The following is an 18,392-nucleotide window of genomic DNA, read 5'->3' as shown; positions in this document are numbered from 1 at the left end:
GGCGACGTGCCGCCCGCGCCGCCGCGCGCGGCGACGGCCGCGTCGAGCGTCAGGTGCGCGCGCACCGCCGGCGCGAGGCGCGGGTCGACGGCCTGCAATTGTTCCGCGCTTGCGTCCGCGAGCTCGATGCCGTCGCGTTCGCACGCCCGCACGAGCGCGCCGGTGATCTCGTGCGCTTCGCTGAACGGCACGCCCGTCAGTGCAAGCCAGTCCGCGACCTCGGTCGCGAGCGTGAAGCCGAGCGGCGCCTGGCGACGCATCTCGTCGACGTTCACGCGCATCGTGCGGATCATCCCCGCCATCGCCGGCAGCACGAGTTCGAGCGTGTCGATCGAATCGAACGCGGCGATCTTGTCTTCCGCGAGATCGCGGTTGTACGCGAGCGGCAGCGACTTCAGCGTCGCGAGCAGGCCCGTCAGGTTGCCGATCAGGCGTCCCGCCTTGCCGCGCGTCAGTTCCGCGATGTCCGGGTTCTTCTTCTGCGGCATGATCGAGCTGCCCGTCGCATAACCGTCGTCGAGTTCCACCCAGCGGAATTGTCGCGACGTCCACAGGATCACTTCTTCCGACAGGCGGGACAGGTTCACGGCCAGCATGCTCGCGACGAACGCGAATTCGGCGACGTGATCGCGTGCGGCCACGGCGTCGATCGAGTTCTCGCACGGCGCGTCGTAACCGAGCTCCTGCGCGGACAGCTCGGGTCGCACGCAGATCGCCGAGCCCGCCAGCGCGGCCGCGCCAAGCGGCGAGCGCGCGGTGCGGCGGTCCCAGTCGACCAGGCGGTCGGCGTCGCGATACAGCGACTGCGCATGCGCAAGCAACTGATGACCGAACACGATCGGCTGCGCGGGCTGCAGATGGGTGAAGCCGGCGGTCACCGTGTCGACGTGCCGGCTCGCCTGGCCGACCAGCGCCTGCTGCAGGTCGAGCACGCCGCGCACGAGCTGGCGCGCCTTGTCGCGCAGGTACAGGCGCAGGTCGTTCGCCGCCTGGTCGTTGCGCGAACGCCCGGCGCGCAGCTTGCCGCCGAGCGCCGGCAGCCGCTGCGTGAGCACGCGCTCGAGGAACGTGTGCACGTCCTCGTCGGCGAGCGACGGCGCGATCGCACCGGCCGCGTAGTCGCGCGCAATGCCGTCCATCGCGGCCAGCAACTGCGCGAGGTCGTCGTCGTTCACGATGCCGGCGCGGTTCAACTCGCGCGCATGCGCACGGGAGCCCGCCAGATCGTACGGCACGAGACGGTAGAAACTCGGATCGGAGCGGGACAGGTTCTGCAGCGCGTCGGACGGCTCCGACTGGAAGCGGCCGCCCCACAGGCGTTCGATCGGTTCGGTAAGGCTCATTGCGGTCGACCTCGACTCGGTTGGATTGCCCCCACTGTAGGCATTCAATTTTTTTTGTTGTAGCGAGAAATTGGCTCCGCTTAAATGAAGTTTTTCTCAGCACCGTCGCCTTCGACGCGCCCGCCGATGCGCAACCGCCTGCCCCCGCTGAACCCGCTTCGCGCATTCGAGGCCGCCGCCCGGCGCGGCAGCGTGTCGGCCGCCGCCGACGAACTGCACGTGACCGCGAGCGCGGTCAGCCACCAGATCCGCATTCTCGAAAGCACGCTCGGCGTCGCGCTATTCGTCCGATCAAAGGCGCGCGTGAAGCTCACGCCAGAAGGCGAGGCGTTGCTGGAACCGGTCGGCGCCGCATTCGACATGATCGCGAACGCCACCGTCAGGCTCGATTCGCCGGCCGCCGTCGGCGATCTCGTCGTGTCGACGCCGCTGTCGCTGACGTCGCGCTGGCTCGCCCGGCACATCGGCGATTTTCTCGAGCGCTATCCGGGCATCCACCTGAAGGTGATTCCGTCGAACGACGAACGCGAGATCTATTCGACGGACGTCGACGTCTGCATCCGCTACGGGGAAGGTACCTGGCGCAACCGGCACGTCGAGCTGCTCGATCATCCGGCGCTGTTCCCGGTCGTGAGCCCGGCGTTGATGAACGGGCCCGATGCGATCCGCAAGGTGCAGGATCTCGCGGGACGCACGCTGTTCTGCGAGCATGCGGGCTCGTGGATGCGCTGGCTGGCGGAAGCGAACGCCGACAAGCTGCCGGGCATCCGCATCCTCGAAATCGGCAACGCGCACATCGGTGTCGAAGCCGCTGTGCACGGGCAAGGCGTCGCGCTCGGCGACAGCCTGTCCGTGCGCGACGACCTGATCGACGGCACGCTCGTGCGGCCATTCAGCGCAACGGTGCCGTCGCGTCATGCGTACTATCTCGTCACGCGTCACGAGCTGACCGGGACGCCGCTCGTGACCGCGTTCACGTCGTGGCTGCGCGCCTGCCTCGCGTGATGCGCGTCGTTGCCTGCGGCAGGGTTTCGGTCAGGAAACGAGATTCAAATGAGATTCGCCAGGTCGTCCCACACCATGACGATGTTGTGCGAGCGCCAGATCGGCCCCGCATCGACGTACTCGCCGGCAAACCGCGCATTCAGCGCCTCATAAAAGGCAATCGCGGATGCGTTTCCGTTGACGACACTCAACGCGGCGCCCTGATACCGCAGCCTTCTCAAATGCGTCGCGAGTTGGGCAAGCAGCTTGCGGCCGATGCCGCGACGCTTGAATTCGGGATCGACATACAGGAATTTGATCTCGCCACGGCCGCCGAATATCGGTTCCGACGGCGCGCCGGCCGCGCCGATTCCGACGATCCTGTCGTCAGTCTGCGCGATGAGCACGAGCTGGTCGCCATCGTTCGACGCCAGCTTTTCCTGCCATCTTTTGCCACGATAGCGCTCGTCGAGCACGGCATGCGCTTGCGCCGGTGCGAGATCGCGATAGGTATGCTGCCAGACCTTGACGTGGAAATCGGCGATCGCCTGTGCATCGTCGATATTTGCGGACCTGATGGATATTCCGGACATTGAGGACTCCCTGTCGGGCGGCTTTGCGCCAGTGGGTGCAGTGTATGCAGCGGATTGTAACGATCCGGGCTGCGATGTCGAAGGACCGTTTGTGGCCCACGGCCATCGGTCACGATCTCCGAAGGCCGGCGGCCGACACGCGCGGAACGCGAACCGCGAGCGGGCGTGTGGCGTTCATGCGTCCGTTCGCCGCTGCTCGCGGGATGGATCGTGCGAATCGCCGCTGAAGAGCCTGTTTCGCAACTGACCGCCGACGAACGCACCCGCAATCAACGACAGATACCCGGCAACGAGGAGATGTCGCCAGCCGTCGAGCGCGGCGCGGTGCGCAACCAGCGCCGCGTCGGGCGCCGGCACGGCGAGACTTCCCGGCACGATCGCACGCGTCATCTGCACGAATCCCGCCGCCGACAGCACGGGCAGCAGGACGAGCATCGCCAGCAGCACGAACTTCGCATGCCGAAAAAATGCATGGCGGCGCAAATGAAACCACAGTCCGAGACTGCCGTGCACCCATCCCGGTGCGAGCAGCGCGATCTGCAAACCCTGCGTGCCGCTCGTCAGGAGCGACGCGATGACCCGTTCGTAGTTCGGCTCGAAGCCGTAAAACGATGTCGCAACCCGTGTCCCGACGACGTGGCGTATCAACAGCATGGGCAGGCTGAGTCCCGCCCACAGACGAAGCCATTCGGCGGGCGGCAGCGCCCAGTGTCGGCGGCCGTAGATGGTGCGGATCGCCAGCGCGAAATGCAGGCCGGCCGCGCCGTACAACAGGATCGTGCCGGGCGCGCTTTGCCAGAGCCCGATTGCCAGATGCAGCCCGCGCTCGGCGATATCGATCGACCAGATGCCGAGCGCGTGATTGACCATATGGACGGAAATATAGAACCACAGCAGGATGCCGGAACCGAGTTGCAGCCTTCGCGCGGCATTGCGCTTCCCGTCTTGCGCCGACGCCGGTTTACCGGCATCGGAGTCGATCGCGTGCTGCGCGGGACACGGCGCGCGGTTCCGCCACGGCGGGCGCATGCCGATGCGATCCTGGAACGACGATGGCCGCCGTGCCTCGTTCACCTTCGGGGCACCCTTGCCGTCGCGCTGCGATCGGCCTGGAATGTCCCGGGTTTGCCTCCGCTTGCCGTTCATTGGCGCCTCCCCTCGATGCGTCCGCCGCTTGATCGGCATACCGCGGAGCGGGCCCGTTTATTCCGGCGACGCACGACATCCCGCGCATGAAGTGCAACGCACGGTTTCGGGAATAGGCGCGGTGCTCGCCGGGTATACGGTGTGCGAGCACGACGGATGACGATCGCGACGCGTCGGCACCCTGCACATCGAAACGGGCGCAATCAAGGAGACCATCATGTCCAACGTTCTGTCCCACTGGATTCTGATCGGTTGCGACGCATACGACGAGTATGTGTTCGTGCCGTGGCTCGATAAATCCGTCTATCTGAGAACGGTCAAGCTGCGTCGGGTCTGCCTGTTGTGACGGCAGCAGTTCCGGCGCACCTCGCCGCCCCCAACGGACAATCCGGACCAGAATCCACGCTGCTTGCCGCCTCAGCGCCCCCCGGCGCAACAGCACCTGTCAAGTGCCGCGGAGCCGATGGCGACCGCGTGCACGACACAAAGTGGAGTTACCCCGTAGTCCCGGACCCAGCCTCACGCTACGGTCGATGAATCCACCGCGCGTCGAAACTCGGGTGGTGAGCGATACTTCAGTGCGCTACGGGGATGCTTCTCGTTGTAATGCTCGAACGCAATGGCGAGATTCCGCGCGGCCGTCGCTGCATCCGGTTTCGGCATCAGGGCCACATAGCCGCGCTTCATCGTCCTCACGAAGCGCTCAGCCATGCCGTTGCTCTGCGGGCTGCACACCGGCGGCGTCGGTGACTTCAGCTGCTACGCGAGCCACGACTTGATGTTCGCCCGCATCGCGCCGGTCGAGATTCCATAGCGCTCGTGCAACGTCGGCAACGCGCCCGCGGCAAGGTACGCATCCGGCAGCGCGATCTGGCGGAACGGTACGGCAACGCCGGCCCCGATCAACGCAGTCGCCACCGCTTCGCCGAGCCCGCCGATCGCCGTATGGTTCTCGGCGACGATCACCATGCGTCCCTTGCGCGCCGCCTCGCGCACGATGGTTGCCGTATCGAGCGGCTTGATCGTCGGCACGTGCAGCACGGCCACATCGACGCGATCGGCTTCGAGTGCCTTCGCAACCTCGAGCGCGCGCATCGTCATGATCCCGGACGAGATCAACAGCACGTCGTTGCCGTCGCGCAGCAGCTTGGCCTTGCCGAGTTCGAAACGGTAATCGTATTCATCGAGCACGGCCGGCACGTTTCCACGCAGCAGGCGTGCGTATACCGGCCCCTTGTGCGCAGCAATGGCCGGCACCATCTGCTCGATATCCAGCGCGTCGCACGGGTCGATCACCGTCATGTTCGGCATCGCACGCATCAGCGCCAGATCTTCGGCGGCCTGGTGGCTCGGCCCGTAGCCGGTCGTCAGTCCCGGCAATGCGCACACCAGCTTCACATCGAGATTGTCCTCGGCAATCGCCTGATGAATGAAGTCGTATGCACGGCGCGTGGCGAATACCGCATAGGTCGTGACGAACGGCTGCGCCCCTTCGTGCGCGAACCCGGCGGCCGCGCCCATCAGCAACTGCTCGGCCATACCCATCTGGTAGTAACGCTCCGGGAATTCCTTCGCGAAGATATGCAGGTCGGTGTACTTTCCGAGATCGGCGGTCATTCCGATCACATTGCTGCTCGTCCGCGCGAGCTTCGCGAGCGCATGGCCGAACGGCGCGGGACGCGTAGTCTGCCCTTCTGCCGCGATGGACGCGATCATCGCGGAAGTCTTCAGGCGAGGCTTGTTGTCGACGGTGCTCATGCGTGTCTCCCTGCTTCGAGTGCGTCGAGCGCGAGCTTCCACTCGTGCGCATCGACGCGGATGAAATGACTCTTCTCGCGTGCTTCGAGGAACGGCACGCCGCACCCCATCTTCGTGTCGCAGACGATGATCCGCGGCTGCGGCTTGTCATGTCGGCGCGCGTTGTCGAACGCGCGCTTTACCGCGTCGATATCGTTGCCGTCGACACGCTGCGTATACCAGCCGAATGCTTCGAGCTTGTCGACCAGCGGCTCGAATGCCATGACTTGCGACGACGGGCCATCGGCCTGCTGGTTGTTCACGTCGACGATCGCGATCAGGTTGTCGAGCTTCCAGTGCGCGGCCGACATGAGCCCTTCCCAGATCGCACCTTCGTCGAGCTCGCCATCCGAAAAGAGCGTATAGACGAATGCATCCGAGCCCTTGCGCTTGAGGCCCAGGCAACGACCGACCGCGATCGTCAGGCCCTGCCCGAGCGAACCGCCGGACATTTCCATCCCGGGCGTGTAGCTCGCCATCCCCGACATCGGCAGACGACTGTCGTCGCTGCCGTAGGTTTCGAGTTCCTCGGCCGGCAGGATGCCGGCTTCGAACAGCGCCGCGTACAGCGCGATCGCGTAGTGGCCGTTCGACAGCAGGAAGCGGTCGCGCCCTTCCCACTCGGGATCGTCGGGGCGATAGCGCATCGCGCCGAAATACGCGACGGCCAGCACGTCGGCGATGTCGAGCGCCTGGCCGACATAGCCCTGCCCCTGGACTTCGCCCATCAGCACGGCGTTTCTTCGGATACGGTACGCGCGCTCGGCGAGCGTGACCGCTTCATGGATGGTTTCGGTATCCATCGATAGCTCCAGTATTGTGTCGGAAGGAATGCGAATCGAATCAGCGGTTGACGGATCGGGGCACCAGGAACACCAGCAGAGCGCCGACCGTGATCGCGACGGAGATGAAGAGCAGTCCCGCAGTGGACTTGCCGGTCAGGTCGTTCAGCCAGCCGACGATCGCAGGCGAGAAGAAGCCCGCGAGATTGGCAAAGCAGTTGACCGCGGCAATGCCCGCCGCCGCCGACATCCCGCCCAGCAGGGCCGTCGGCAGCGACCAGAACTGCGACGACGACGCGAGGATGCCGGCGGACGCAATGCTCAGGCACACGATCGACGCGCTGACGCTGCCGAGCGTCGGCAAAGTCGCGAAGCCCGCCGCCGCGATCAGCATCGGCACCGCGAGATGGAAGCGACGCTCGCGGCGGCGATCCGCGCTCATGCCGATCAGCGGCAGCGCGATGATTGCGCACGCATACGGGATTGCGGTGAACAGTCCGACCCACAGCGGATCGGCAACCCCGGCCTTGCGAATGATCGTGGGCAGCCAGAACGTGAGGCCGTACTGACCGAGCACGACGCAGAAGTAGATCGCGGCCATCAGCCACAGGCGGCGGTCGGCGACGAACGAACGAATCGACAGGTGGGCGGTAGTGTGCTCGGCGTCGGCCGACACGTTGCGCGCCAGCAAGGCTTTTTCGGCATCGGTCAGCCATTTCGCGCCGGCAATGCCGTCATCGAGATACAGCAGGATCGCAAAGCCCAGCACGAACGAAGGCAGCGCCTCGAGCAGGAACAACCACTTCCAGCCCGCCATCGACATCGCGCCGTGCAGCGAATGCATGATCGCGCCCGACAGCGGCCCGCCGATGATCCCCGCCAGCGGAATCGCCATGAAGAACAGCGACAGGGCCTTCGCGCGGCGTGCCGACGGGAACCAGTACGTGAGGTACAGGATCACGCCCGGTGCAAAACCCGCTTCGGCGACGCCGAGCAGGAACCGCAGCACATAGAACGCGGTGGGCGACCTGACGAACACGAAGCTCGCCGAAATGACTGCCCACGTCAGCATGATGCGGGCGAGCCAGCGGCGCGCACCGACGCGATGCAGGATCAGGTTGCTCGGCACTTCGAACAGAAAGTAGCCGAGAAAGAAAATGCCTGCACCCATGCCGTACACCGTCTCGCTGAAGCGCAGGTCGTTGAGCATCTGCAGTTTCGCGAACCCGACGTTGACGCGGTCGAGATAGGCGCCCAGGTAGCACAGCATCAGGAACGGGATCAGCCGTCGCGCCACCTTCGCGTAGGTGGCCGCTTCGAACGTCTGCGCATCGTCCCGTTGCAGCATCTCGCCCGGAACCGGCGGTGCGGGGTACTTTGCTCTCATCTTTGTCTCCTGCCATGGCCCCGGGTTGTCCCGGGTGCATGATGGGCGGCGCCGCGATTCACGCGGCGCCGTTTCAGTGGATCAGCATCCCGCCATTGACGTCGAGCGTGATGCCCGTCAGGTAGCTCGACAGGTCGCTCAGCAGGAACAGGCATGCGTTGGCGACATCGGCGGCATCGCCGAGGCGGCCGAGCGGAATACCCTTGATGATCTCCTCGCGCATGTCGGGCGTCAGCTTGTCGCCGGTGATGTCGGTCTGGATCAGGCCCGGCGTGATCGAATTGATGCGGATATGGTCGGCGCCGAATTCGCGCGCCATTGCCTTCGCGAGACCGAGCACGCCGGCCTTCGCGGCGCTGTAGTGCGGACCGCCGAAGATGCCGCCGCCGCGTTGCGCGGACACCGACGACATGCACACGATGCTGCCGCCGCGCTGCTCCTTCATCGCCGGCAGCACCGCTTGAGACATGTACAGCGTGCCGCGCAGGTTCACGTCGACGATCGTGTCGAAGTCGCGCCCGGAAATGTCCATCGTGCGCACGGGCTGCGTGACGCCGGCGTTGTTCACGAGGCCGTCGATGCGACCATGGCGCTCCAGCGTCGCGCGGGCCGCGGCCATGCACGCGTCGCGGTCGGTCACGTCGCACGCCAGGCCGAGATGGTCCGTCCCGAGTTCGGCGGCGGCTGCCTCGGCGTCCTCGCGGCGAAGGTCGAGAATCGCAACGCGTGCGCCGTGTGCAGCCAGTATGCGGGCCGTGGCCTTGCCGATACCGCGCGGCGATGCGGCGCCTGTCACGATGATGGTCTTGTTGTCGAGCAACATCGGTCGTCTCCTGTTGTTGATGTGTGTCCAGAGTGTCGGCTCACCGGACACCCGCATCAACGCGGAAACGCTCAGCCATAGTTGAGAAAATTTCAGATGACGCCGCACGGCGCGCCGCGGGTGCTGCAACGCAATATCGCGTGCGGACCGGAGGACCTGGCGCTCAGCCCGGCCGCCCGTAAGCCGCGACCTCCCGCTCGATCCACGCAAGGAAACGCTTCACGCGGGGCAGTTCCGCGTTCTGCCGCGGGTAAACGAGGTGATGCGCGCCGACTTCGACCGCATGAGTCTCGTCGAACACCGGAACCAGCAGCCCTTCGCGGATCTTCACCGACGCAAGCATCAGGCTTTCGAGCGCGATGCCCAGGCCCAGCGCAGCGGTTTCGAGCGACATGTATGACCGGTCGAATGAAAAATCGAAGGTCTTCTGAGCCGCGAGCGATACACCGGCCCGACCGAACCACTGCTTCCACTGGACCAACGGCGTTTCGGAATAGATCAGCCGATGCGCGAGCAGTTCTTCCGGCTCCTTCACCGGATGCCGTTCGAGATATTGCGGCGAAGCGAGCGGCGCAATGAACTCGCCGCGCACCGTCCTGACCTCGAGGTTGTCCCAGTTGCCGTAGCCGTGCCGGACATCGATATCGTAGAAGCCGTTCGAGAACGACACGTTTTCGTAGGAGCACGCGAGGTTCAGCTGGATATCGCCGTTCGCCTCCTGAAACGACGACAGCCGCGGCAGCAGCCACATCAACCCGAAGCTCGGGCTCGAATGCACGCGCAGGATATCGACTTCGGTGCGGCTCGACGCACGCTCGGTTGCGCGGCTCAGGTCGGCCAGCGAGCCGGTGACGTCCGTCAGGTAGCGCTCGCCGGTCGGCGTGAGGACGAGCCCGCGCCCCGATCGCTGGAACAGCGGCTGACCGATCAGCGATTCGAGGTTGCTGAGCTGGTGGCTCACGGCGGACGCGGTCAGGCCGAGTTCGTCCGCAGCGCGATTCACGCTTTTGGTCCGGGCCACGCTTTCGAACGCGATGATTGCCTTGAGTGGTGGGATGCGCATGTTGGAATCCGTTGAGGAGGTCTACTCGCCCGACTGGCCGGCGTCGACATGAACGTCGAACGGTTTGTCCGGGCAAAGGCGCTTCGGCACAGGCATCAATTCTAGAGCGCCGGTCGATCCGGGCTCCTGCGCCCACCTCCTTGCCTACGAAACGCGCTTCCACGCCACTTCGCATGACGAGATCAAAACGCTCAGGCAAATATGGAACACGGTGAGCTCGCATGCCCTGACGTCGTGGCCGCGAAGAGACCGACCGTTTGGTGGAACGTCGCTTTCGGAAGGGGATCTCAGGAAGTCAGGGGCACCGCCAAGCTGGGGTAGATCCAGCCGGAAAATTGCACAGGAATCAAAGGGACCCCTGCTACATACCATAGCGATACACCTTCGCCCTCTCCGGAGTAACGAACATCAGGCGCGCCCGCCGACACGCACCCCGTAGAGGCAGTTGTGGTGGCCGAAGAAGTACTTGGCAGAGACGGCCACGCCCGACGCGTTATTGCAACGTATCGCGCGCGACCTGCTGCCCAACGGCTGGCCTGCGATGTACGCGGTTCATCGTTTCGCGGTTCGCGAACCCGCAGTGGAGGTATGAGTCCAGTGCCACCATTCATGGTGGTCCAGATTTCTAAGCAGTTCCGCGCGACGATGCTCGCGGCGATAGCGGTTCATTGCGGCAATTGCCGCAAACGCCAGCACGAACGCGCCGACCACGAACCCGACCCATGCTCCGCTCATAGCAGCCTCCGTCATTTTCGGCCAACTCGGATCACTCAACGCATTCGCGAGACCGCTTTCAGGACAGCGCGGCCCTCTGCGGTAACCTGGACACGCCGACAACCCGATGCCGGCTGATCAACGGCGATCAGGCGATGCTCGATGAGCGTGACGAGTTCATCGCGATCCAGTTCGATCTGATCAGGAGCATCCCAAACGATCATTAAAGTAGTAATTTCGTGCGGACTTAGCATGGTCTGCATGGAATATTCGTATCGGACAATTGGATTGTGTATACATGCGCGAACGCATGCCTCCCGCTTTTCAACGCAACAAGGTGTGCGAGAGTTTGCAACGACCCCACCATTTCCTGCGACGATTCAATGCGCGATTTAGTGGACACATTCTAACGCGCCTGCGTCCATTTCCGGTCCGCCACCTCGTAGGTGGATGCCCTGATTCGGAAACGTTATCATTGATCAAAATCAAGCAAGCATGCGAAATGGTATGAATATATAAATCCCAAAATACATTTCATATAATCGCTTGAAATTGTCATTTCTTGAAGCTGTCAGATAATGCAGGTCGATATTTTTTAATAAATATTCTGCCGCATTCATTCAAAATCCTCACTTTCGCTGTATCGCCGGAGAGAAACGGCCAGTGCATCGACATCGCTTTGATAGCTTGAAATGACATCCGCCCGCTCCGGAAATCGTTCGCGTTGCAACGACAATGTCTCCACGGCTGCGGCATGACGCCTGACAAGCTGCCCGCGCGTCACCCATTCGTCATTTCCGCCGGTGCAGGACTTGATGTGCTTCAGCACGCCGTCGCCGAGAACCTTGAGCGGCGCGTGCCCATTGATGAATTCCGCGTAGTGTCCCGAGAAAAACCGCTCCCACTCGTTCCCCTCCGAGTCGTGCCGAAACGCGACGATATGCCCGCCGAGATCGACCAGGTAGCGATAGGACAAATTCTCATGCGCGTCGGGTGAAGTCAGCTCGGCAAACCTGTTCGCTCGATGAAATCTGTCGGCGAGCGATCCAGCACCATCTGACAGATGCGCGGCAAGGAAAAACTGGGCCGCGCCGGATGGGCAGCCGTTCTGAGGAATAAGGAACGTTACATGGCTGCCGTGCTGCAATGCGAACGTGTAAGTCGCAAGTATGCTCATTACGATTTCCTCTTGATCCTCATGAAGACGATCGCACCTGGACGCTATTTCCCGGATCACTCGTCTGCGGGTCCAATCTTTAGTAGCAAGCGATATGCCATCTCCACGCACTCGATTCGCAGGACGATACGAACCGCCGGAATACACGGAAAGTCGCCGTGAGCGGATGAAAATGTTTCAGCGTTGATACGTTTCGCACGGCTCAAGCGCCTGCACATATCGCTCGCCCTTGTCGAAACCTTCGGGGTCGATGCGGAAGGTTCACTTTCCCGATCCCATCGGGCTTGCCATTTTCCGACTCGCCTGCCTGGTTGCAACGCTGACATAGACCAGTTGGCCGGTCGAAGCGCATTCGGGAACACGAATTGCGCCATCGTTTCGGTGCAGCCCAACCCGGGAGTGAAAGATGCGCAACGGCCATACCGTCGGCAAGGTGGCCGCGTGGCTCGCCGTTGTCGTTGCCCTGACGATTGCCGCGCTGTTCGTCTTCATCGTGACGTTCGACTGGAACCGCGCGCGCCCTTGGGTCGATGACAAGGTATCGGACGCGATCGGACGGCAGTTCGCCATCAACGGCGACCTGCGTGTCGGGTGGCATCGGCCCGCGAGCGAGCATGGCTGGCGCGCCTGGGTGCCGTGGCCGCGATTCAGCGCCCGCAATGTCACGATCGCCAACCCGGACTGGGCGCGCACGAAGCATTTCGCCACGCTCGACGCGATCAGCTTCGAAGTCGAGGCGCTGCCGCTGCTCGCGCGCCGCATCGTGATTCCGGCCATCGACCTCGTCAATCCATCCGTCGACCTCGAACGCCTCGCGGACGGGCGCGTCAACTGGACGTTCCAACTCAAGAATGCCGGTCATCCGGGCAAGTGGACGCTCGACCTGCACGATATCGCGTTCGCCACCGGCAAGCTCCGCTACTACGACCAACAGAAGCAATTCGACCTGAGCGGTGTGATCGACACGCTCGGCAAGCCGATTGCGTTCGGCGATGCGTTGAAGCAGCAGGCGGCGCTGGCGCGCAGCGAATCGGCGCAGGCCGTCGGCCAGGAGGGCCAAAAGAAACTCGCGGCACAGGTACACCACGGTGCGGCACGATCCCCGGCGCCCGTGTCGGGTATCGAAGCGGCATCCCGCGCATCGGCAGCGGCGTCGCAAGCGCTGGCCGCGGCGTCGCAAGCGTCGGCCGCGATATCCACTACCGCGATCGCCCCGGCGGCATCGGCTGCGTCGAGCACGTCCGCGGCAGCTGCGTCGGGCGCGACGGCCTCCGCAGCGTCCGGCGCATCGGCAGGCGCCGCGCCCGCCGCGTCCGTAAGCACGGGCGACTACACGATCGGGTGGACCGTCGACGGAACCTACAAGAAAGGGCACGTTGCCGGCACTGGCAAGCTCGGAAACGTGCTGGGGCTGCAAAGCGTTCAGCGCCCGTTTCCGGTCCAGGCCAATTTGCGCTTCGGCGATACGAAGCTGGCGCTCGTCGGCACGCTGACCGATCCGGCGCACCTGGCGGCGGTCGACCTGCGACTGTGGCTCGCGGGCACCAGCATGGCGCACCTGTACGACGTCACCGGCATCACGCTGCCCGAGACCCCGCCCTATGCGACCGACGGGCGGCTGATCGGGCAATTCCGAGCGTCCGGCAATGTCTTCAAGTACGAGGACTTCACGGGGCGTGTCGGCGGTAGCGATCTCACCGGCACGCTGGTGTACGTTTCGCGCGAACCGAGGCCGCTCCTGTCGGGCACGCTGGTGTCGAAGGTGCTGCGGTTCGCCGACCTTGCGCCGCTCATCGGCGCCGACACGAATGCCAGCAAGGCGCGCCGCGGCGCCGCGGTCGCGCAGCCCGCGAACAAGGCACTGCCGGTCGAGGCGTTCCGCACGGAGCGCTGGAAGAAGATCGACGCCGACGTCCGGTTCACCGGGCAGCGCATCATCAAGTCCCCGAGCTTGCCGATCACCGACCTGACGACCCACGTCGTCATGCAGGACGGCGTGCTGACCCTCAACCCGCTGAACTTCGGTGTCGCGGGCGGCACGCTGGCGTCGAACATCCACCTGGACGGCAGTGGCACGCCGCTCAAGGGGCGGTTCACGCTGCAGGCGCGGCACCTGAAGCTGAAGCGGCTATTCCCGACGTTCGAGGTCATGCAGACGGCGCTCGGCGAAGTCAACGGCGATGCCGCGCTGTCGGCCACCGGCAACTCGCCGGCGGCGCTCGCCGCCACGTCCAACGGAGAAGTGAAAACGCTGGTCACGGACGGTACCGTGAGCCTGGTGCTGATGGAAGCGGCCGGGTTGAACGTGGCGAACGTGGTGTACGAGAAGCTGTTCGGCGATCGCGACGTGAAGATCAACTGCGCGGTGGCCGATTTCGTGGTCACCAATGGCGTGCTCGACTCGCGCGTATTCGCGCTCGACACCGAAGATGCGGTGATCGGCATGAACGGTAACGTGAACCTGCGGGACGAGACCATGAACCTGACGATTCATCCGCATACCAAGGGGTTCCGGGTGATATCGCTGCGCTCGCCGCTGTACGTCACCGGCACCTTCAAGCAGCCTCACGTGGGCGTGAAGCCGGGCGCGCTCATCGCGCGCGGCGGGGCGGCGGTGGCGCTGGGCCTGCTGAATCCGCTCGCGAGTTTGCTCGCATTGCTCCAGCCGGGCCGCGATCAGCCGCTGCCGTGCAAGCAGATGCTGACCGACATGGAGCAGCGCCCGACCGCGCCGCCACCGGGAGTACGAAAGGAGAAAAAGGCTGCACCGGTGTATATGAATGCGGCGCCGCCGGCTTCACAGGCTCATGCGCCGGCGGCTGAACCCGAGCAAGCGACGCGCGCGGGCCGAACCGCCGCTCCTGGTCGGTAAGGCCGCGGTATTCGAGTTCGGACGGAGACGTCGGCCCGCCGCGTCGAGCAATGGCCGCATGGGAGCGTAAGGCCCGACCGCGCCCGAACGCGTCACGCAGGTCGGCTTACAGCGCCGAGCGTGCGCCGAAATGATCGTCGAGCGCCTCGGCCGTGATCGCGCAGGGTTCGGGTTGACCGTCGACGTCAACGGTGAAGCGCAGTTGCGGCGCCGTGTAAGCTGGCGACCACCAATATCCAGCAAACCCTTGTCAGACGGGGCCTGGACGGATTTCAGCGGACCCGGCCGGATTACCCGGAAAACATCACGATTCATTTAACTTTTCGTGAGGACTTCGACACCGGCCGCTGCCTACGATAGGCGCATGTTTTCAGGACCTGCTCTTCCAGGAGCCCATCATGCCCACCCGCAGACATCTGCTGTTCGCCGGCGCCACCGGCCTCGCCGCGCTCGCGGCGCTGTCGTCCGCCGGCCGTCGCGCGCTGGTCGGCCGCGCATTCGCCGCGCCGCCGGCCGCCCCACCGCCCGCCGCCCCACGGATGGCCGCCCCTTTCGAAATCACGCTCAGCGACGCCGAATGGCATCGTCGGCTCACGCCCGCCCAGTTCGCGATCCTGCGCGACGCCGGCACCGAACGGCCGTTCAGCAGCCCGCTGAACGACGAGCACCGGCCCGGCACGTTCGCGTGCGCCGGCTGCGACCTCGCGCTGTTCTCGTCGGCCACCAAGTTCGACAGCCATACGGGCTGGCCGAGCTTCTGGAAACCGCTCGACCACGCGGTCAGCACCCACGCCGACGCGTCGTTCGGGATGGTCCGCACCGAAGTGCATTGCCGCCGCTGCGGCGGCCATCTCGGCCACGTGTTCGACGACGGCCCGCCGCCGACCGGCCTGCGCTACTGCATGAACGGGCTCGCGCTCGCCTTCCACCCGGCCGCCGCCTGATCCGGCCACGCTCCCGACCGACTGGAGAACGCACCATGCTGCTCATCGTCCTTGCCTATCTCGGCGGCGTGCTCACGATCCTGAGCCCGTGCATCCTGCCCGTGCTGCCGTTCGTGTTCGCGCGCGCCGACCAGCCGTTCGTGCGCACCGGCCTGCCGCTGCTGGCCGGCATGGCGCTCACGTTCGCCGTCGTCGCGACGCTCGCCGCCGTCGGCGGCGGCTGGGTCGCACAGGCCAACCAGGCCGGCCGCTGGATCGCCATCGTGCTGCTCGCGGTGTTCGGCCTGACGCTGCTGATGCCGCGCTTCGCGGAACACCTGACGCGCCCGCTCGTCGCCGCCGGCAACCGGCTCACCGGGCTCGCGCAGCGCGACGGCCGCCCGGCCGGCCCCGCGTCGTCGCTGCTGCTCGGCATCGCGACCGGCCTGCTGTGGGCGCCGTGCGCGGGCCCGATCCTCGGGCTCGTGCTGACCGGCGCCGCGCTGCGCGGCGCGAGCGTCGGCACGACGCTGCTGCTCGTCGCGTATGCGGCCGGCGCGGCGACGTCGCTCGCCGTCGCGCTCGTGATCGGCGGCAAGGTGTTCGCCGCAATGAAGCGCTCGCTCGGCGCCGGCGAATGGATCCGGCGCGGGATCGGCGCGGCGCTGCTGGCCGGCGTCGGCGCGATCGCGCTCGGCCTCGATACGGGTGCGCTCGCGCAACTGTCGACCGTCACGACGGGCGGGCTCGAGACGAAGCTCGTCGACCGGCTCGGCGGGCGCTCGAACGGTGCGCCCGCAACGACGGCCGCCACGGGCAACGCTGCCGGCAACACGTCCGGCAACGCAAGCGGCGGCGCGATGATGGCCGCGACTGCCGATGGCGCGCAGGCCGGCGGCGGTGCGATGGCCGGCAGCGCGATGATGCGCGCGGCCGACGTGAAGCCGGCCGCGCTGCCCGTCGAAGGCACGCTCCCGTCGCTCGACGGCGCCGTGCAGTGGCTGAACTCGCCGCCGCTGACGGCGGCCGGCCTGCGCGGCAAGGTCGTGCTCGTCGATTTCTGGACCTATTCGTGCATCAACTGCCTGCGCACGCTGCCGTACACCAACGCATGGGCGCGCAAGTACGCGCCGTACGGGCTCGTCGTGATCGGCGTGCACGCGCCGGAGTTCGCGTTCGAGCGCGACATCGGCAACGTGAAGAAAGCCGTGCACGACCTCGGCATCGACTACCCGGTCGCGATCGACAACGGTTATTCGATCTGGCGCGCGTTCGGCAACGAATACTGGCCCGCGCACTACTTCATCGACGCGCAAGGGCGCATCCGTCATCACCACTTCGGCGAAGGCGAATACGCGCAGTCGGAACGCGCGATCCAGTCGCTGCTCGCCGAAGCCGGCCATCCGGAAGCGCTGAACGTGCCGCTCGGGCTGGCCGGTGCGCCCGCGAAGGGCGCGCTCGCGGCGGCGGACGCCGCGGACGTCCGCTCGCCCGAAACCTATGTCGGCTATGCGCGCGCGGAAGATTTCTCGTCGCCGGGCGGCGTCGTGCGCGACACGGCGCACCGCTACGACGCGCCGGCTCGCCCCGGTCTCAACGACTGGGGCCTCGGCGGCACCTGGCAGGTCGGCGCCGAGCGCGCGTCGCTCGCCGCGCCGTCCGGCCGGATCGTCTACCGCTTCCATGCACGCGACCTGCACCTCGTGCTCGGCCCGGGCGCGAACGGCCAGCCCGTGCGCTTTCGCGTGACGCTCGACGGCGCGGCGCCCGGTGCCGCGCACGGCGCCGACGTCGACGCGCAGGGCTACGGCACCGTCACCGGGCAGCGCCTGTACCAGCTCGTCCGGCAGCCCGGCGCGATCGCCGACCGCACGTTCGCGATCGAGTTTCTCGATCCCGGCGTCGATGCGTACGCATTCACATTCGGTTGAACGCGTGCGCCGCATGCGGGCGCCGCACGCGGTCAACGCCGCCACCCGAGCACCATCTTCCACAACGCAATCCGAAGGAGCAAACGATGAACCCGACACCCACCCGCGATTCCTCGCCGCGACGGCGTGCAGCGATGCTGCGCCGCATCGGCGCCATCGCCGTCGCGGCCGCCGCCGTGTTCGGCTTCCAGCGCATCGTCAATTCCGCCGAGCCGATGCGCACCGTGCCCGCGCCGACGCTCGACGAAACGCCCGGCGCGTCGCACGACGAGACGGCCGTGCTCGCCGGCGGCTGCTTCTGGGGCGTGCAGGGCGTGTTCGAGCACGTGAAGGGCGTGAAGCAGGTCACGGCCGGCTATGCGGGCGGTGCATCCGAAACCGCCCACTATGCACTCGTCGGCTCGGGGCTGACGGGGCACGCGGAATCGGTTCGCATCGTCTACGACCCGACGCAGATCACGTACGGCCGGCTGCTGCAGGTGTTCTTCTCGGTCGCGCACGACCCGACCGAACTCAACCGGCAGGGCCCCGACGAAGGGCCGCAGTACCGGTCCGCGATCTTCCCGACCAACGCGCAGCAACGCGCGGTCGCGACCGCGTATATCGCGCAGCTCGGCAGCGCCCACGTGTTTCCGGCGCCCGTCGTCACGCGCGTCGAGGCATACAAGGGGTTTTATCCGGCCGAGGCCTATCACCAGAACTACCTCGAACTGCATCCCGACGCGCCGTATATCGCGTTCAACGACCTGCCGAAGGTCGCCGGGTTGAAGCAGCGCTTTCCGGCGCTGTACCGCACGGACGCGGTGCTGTGGCGCGATGCCGGCTCGTGACCGGCAACCGGCCGCGCGGCCGGTTTG

General features: G+C 65.7%; 17 protein-coding genes and 2 pseudogenes. 6 read left to right on the top strand and 13 right to left on the bottom strand.

Annotated elements, in window-relative coordinates:
- Positions 1–1,343: argininosuccinate lyase (argH, locus tag ACNQQL_RS32160; RefSeq protein WP_347068309.1), on the bottom strand; the 1,343-nt coding region annotated here is incomplete at its 3' end.
- 126 nt (positions 1,344–1,469) lie between these two features.
- Here argH and ACNQQL_RS32155 point away from each other — a divergent pair.
- Complete coding sequence (locus ACNQQL_RS32155; protein WP_072444002.1) at positions 1,470–2,348, top strand: LysR substrate-binding domain-containing protein; 879 nt, start codon at positions 1,470–1,472, stop codon at positions 2,346–2,348.
- 44 nt (positions 2,349–2,392) lie between these two features.
- Here ACNQQL_RS32155 and ACNQQL_RS32150 read toward each other — a convergent pair whose 3' ends face one another.
- Positions 2,393–2,803 (bottom strand): GNAT family N-acetyltransferase, encoded by a 411-nt coding sequence (locus tag ACNQQL_RS32150; RefSeq protein WP_347068306.1) that lies wholly within the window; start codon positions 2,801–2,803, stop codon positions 2,393–2,395.
- 291 nt (positions 2,804–3,094) lie between these two features.
- Complete coding sequence (locus tag ACNQQL_RS32145; protein WP_347068304.1) at positions 3,095–3,949, bottom strand: hypothetical protein; 855 nt, start codon at positions 3,947–3,949, stop codon at positions 3,095–3,097.
- A gap of 334 nt (positions 3,950–4,283) precedes the next feature.
- Between ACNQQL_RS32145 and ACNQQL_RS32140 the strand changes: the two genes are divergently transcribed.
- On the top strand, positions 4,284–4,412 hold the full coding sequence (locus ACNQQL_RS32140) for a hypothetical protein (RefSeq protein WP_256260748.1): 129 nt from the start codon (positions 4,284–4,286) through the stop codon (positions 4,410–4,412).
- 173 nt (positions 4,413–4,585) lie between these two features.
- Here the strand turns inward: ACNQQL_RS32140 and ACNQQL_RS32135 are convergent.
- The 9 genes and pseudogenes from ACNQQL_RS32135 to ACNQQL_RS32095 all read right to left on the bottom strand — a co-directional run.
- Positions 4,586–4,822 (bottom strand): annotated as a pseudogene (locus ACNQQL_RS32135) (integrase core domain-containing protein); the annotation flags it as partial.
- A gap of 3 nt (positions 4,823–4,825) precedes the next feature.
- Positions 4,826–5,824: a transketolase family protein gene (locus tag ACNQQL_RS32130; protein WP_347068302.1), complete on the bottom strand. Its 999-nt coding sequence runs from the start codon at positions 5,822–5,824 to the stop codon at positions 4,826–4,828.
- A complete protein-coding gene (locus tag ACNQQL_RS32125; protein ID WP_347068300.1) occupies positions 5,821–6,666 on the bottom strand; it encodes a transketolase in 846 nt (281 codons plus the stop codon). Before ACNQQL_RS32125 ends, ACNQQL_RS32130 begins: the two co-directional genes overlap by 4 nt.
- Before the next feature lie 40 nt (positions 6,667–6,706).
- Positions 6,707–8,032: an MFS transporter gene (locus ACNQQL_RS32120; protein WP_072444010.1), complete on the bottom strand. Its 1,326-nt coding sequence runs from the start codon at positions 8,030–8,032 to the stop codon at positions 6,707–6,709.
- Between the two features lie 73 nt (positions 8,033–8,105).
- On the bottom strand, positions 8,106–8,855 hold the full coding sequence (locus ACNQQL_RS32115) for an SDR family NAD(P)-dependent oxidoreductase (RefSeq protein WP_072444012.1): 750 nt from the start codon (positions 8,853–8,855) through the stop codon (positions 8,106–8,108).
- A 163-nt stretch (positions 8,856–9,018) separates the two neighbouring features.
- The gene (locus ACNQQL_RS32110) at positions 9,019–9,918 is read right to left on the bottom strand and encodes a LysR substrate-binding domain-containing protein (RefSeq protein ID WP_347068297.1); all 900 of its coding nucleotides are present in this window, start codon (positions 9,916–9,918) and stop codon (positions 9,019–9,021) included.
- A 552-nt stretch (positions 9,919–10,470) separates the two neighbouring features.
- Complete coding sequence (locus tag ACNQQL_RS32105) at positions 10,471–10,653, bottom strand: hypothetical protein (RefSeq protein WP_072444060.1); 183 nt, start codon at positions 10,651–10,653, stop codon at positions 10,471–10,473.
- A 35-nt stretch (positions 10,654–10,688) separates the two neighbouring features.
- Positions 10,689–10,895, bottom strand: a complete 207-nt coding sequence (locus tag ACNQQL_RS32100; RefSeq protein ID WP_110281430.1) for a hypothetical protein — start codon at positions 10,893–10,895, stop codon at positions 10,689–10,691.
- Positions 10,896–11,248: 353 nt separating this feature from the next.
- Positions 11,249–11,809 carry a hypothetical protein gene (locus ACNQQL_RS32095; protein ID WP_110281429.1) on the bottom strand — a complete coding sequence of 187 codons (561 nt, stop codon included), beginning with the start codon at positions 11,807–11,809 and terminating at the stop codon, positions 11,249–11,251.
- A gap of 406 nt (positions 11,810–12,215) precedes the next feature.
- Between ACNQQL_RS32095 and ACNQQL_RS32090 the strand changes: the two genes are divergently transcribed.
- Positions 12,216–14,681: an AsmA family protein gene (locus ACNQQL_RS32090; protein ID WP_347068294.1), complete on the top strand. Its 2,466-nt coding sequence runs from the start codon at positions 12,216–12,218 to the stop codon at positions 14,679–14,681.
- Positions 14,682–14,727: 46 nt separating this feature from the next.
- Here the strand turns inward: ACNQQL_RS32090 and ACNQQL_RS32085 are convergent.
- Positions 14,728–14,883: pseudogene (locus ACNQQL_RS32085) on the bottom strand (DUF1488 family protein); the annotation flags it as partial.
- Between the two features lie 196 nt (positions 14,884–15,079).
- Here ACNQQL_RS32085 and msrB point away from each other — a divergent pair.
- From msrB to msrA, 3 genes are all read left to right on the top strand, one after another.
- Positions 15,080–15,625, top strand: coding sequence for a peptide-methionine (R)-S-oxide reductase MsrB (gene msrB, locus ACNQQL_RS32080; RefSeq protein ID WP_347068292.1), 546 nt, complete (start codon positions 15,080–15,082; stop codon positions 15,623–15,625).
- A gap of 35 nt (positions 15,626–15,660) precedes the next feature.
- Entirely contained in the window at positions 15,661–17,535 is a 1,875-nt protein-coding gene (locus tag ACNQQL_RS32075; protein WP_347068290.1) for a cytochrome c biogenesis protein DipZ, read from the top strand.
- 86 nt (positions 17,536–17,621) lie between these two features.
- A complete protein-coding gene (msrA, locus tag ACNQQL_RS32070) occupies positions 17,622–18,365 on the top strand; it encodes a peptide-methionine (S)-S-oxide reductase MsrA (protein ID WP_347068288.1) in 744 nt (247 codons plus the stop codon).
- Positions 18,366–18,392 lie beyond the last annotated feature (27 nt).

The organism is Burkholderia sp. LFS061, from assembly GCF_047978125.1.
Classification (GTDB): Bacteria; Pseudomonadota; Gammaproteobacteria; order Burkholderiales; family Burkholderiaceae; genus Burkholderia; species Burkholderia pyrrocinia_C.
The sequence above is the reverse complement of the archived record's forward strand: the minus strand, read 5'-3'. Positions and strand labels throughout refer to the sequence as shown.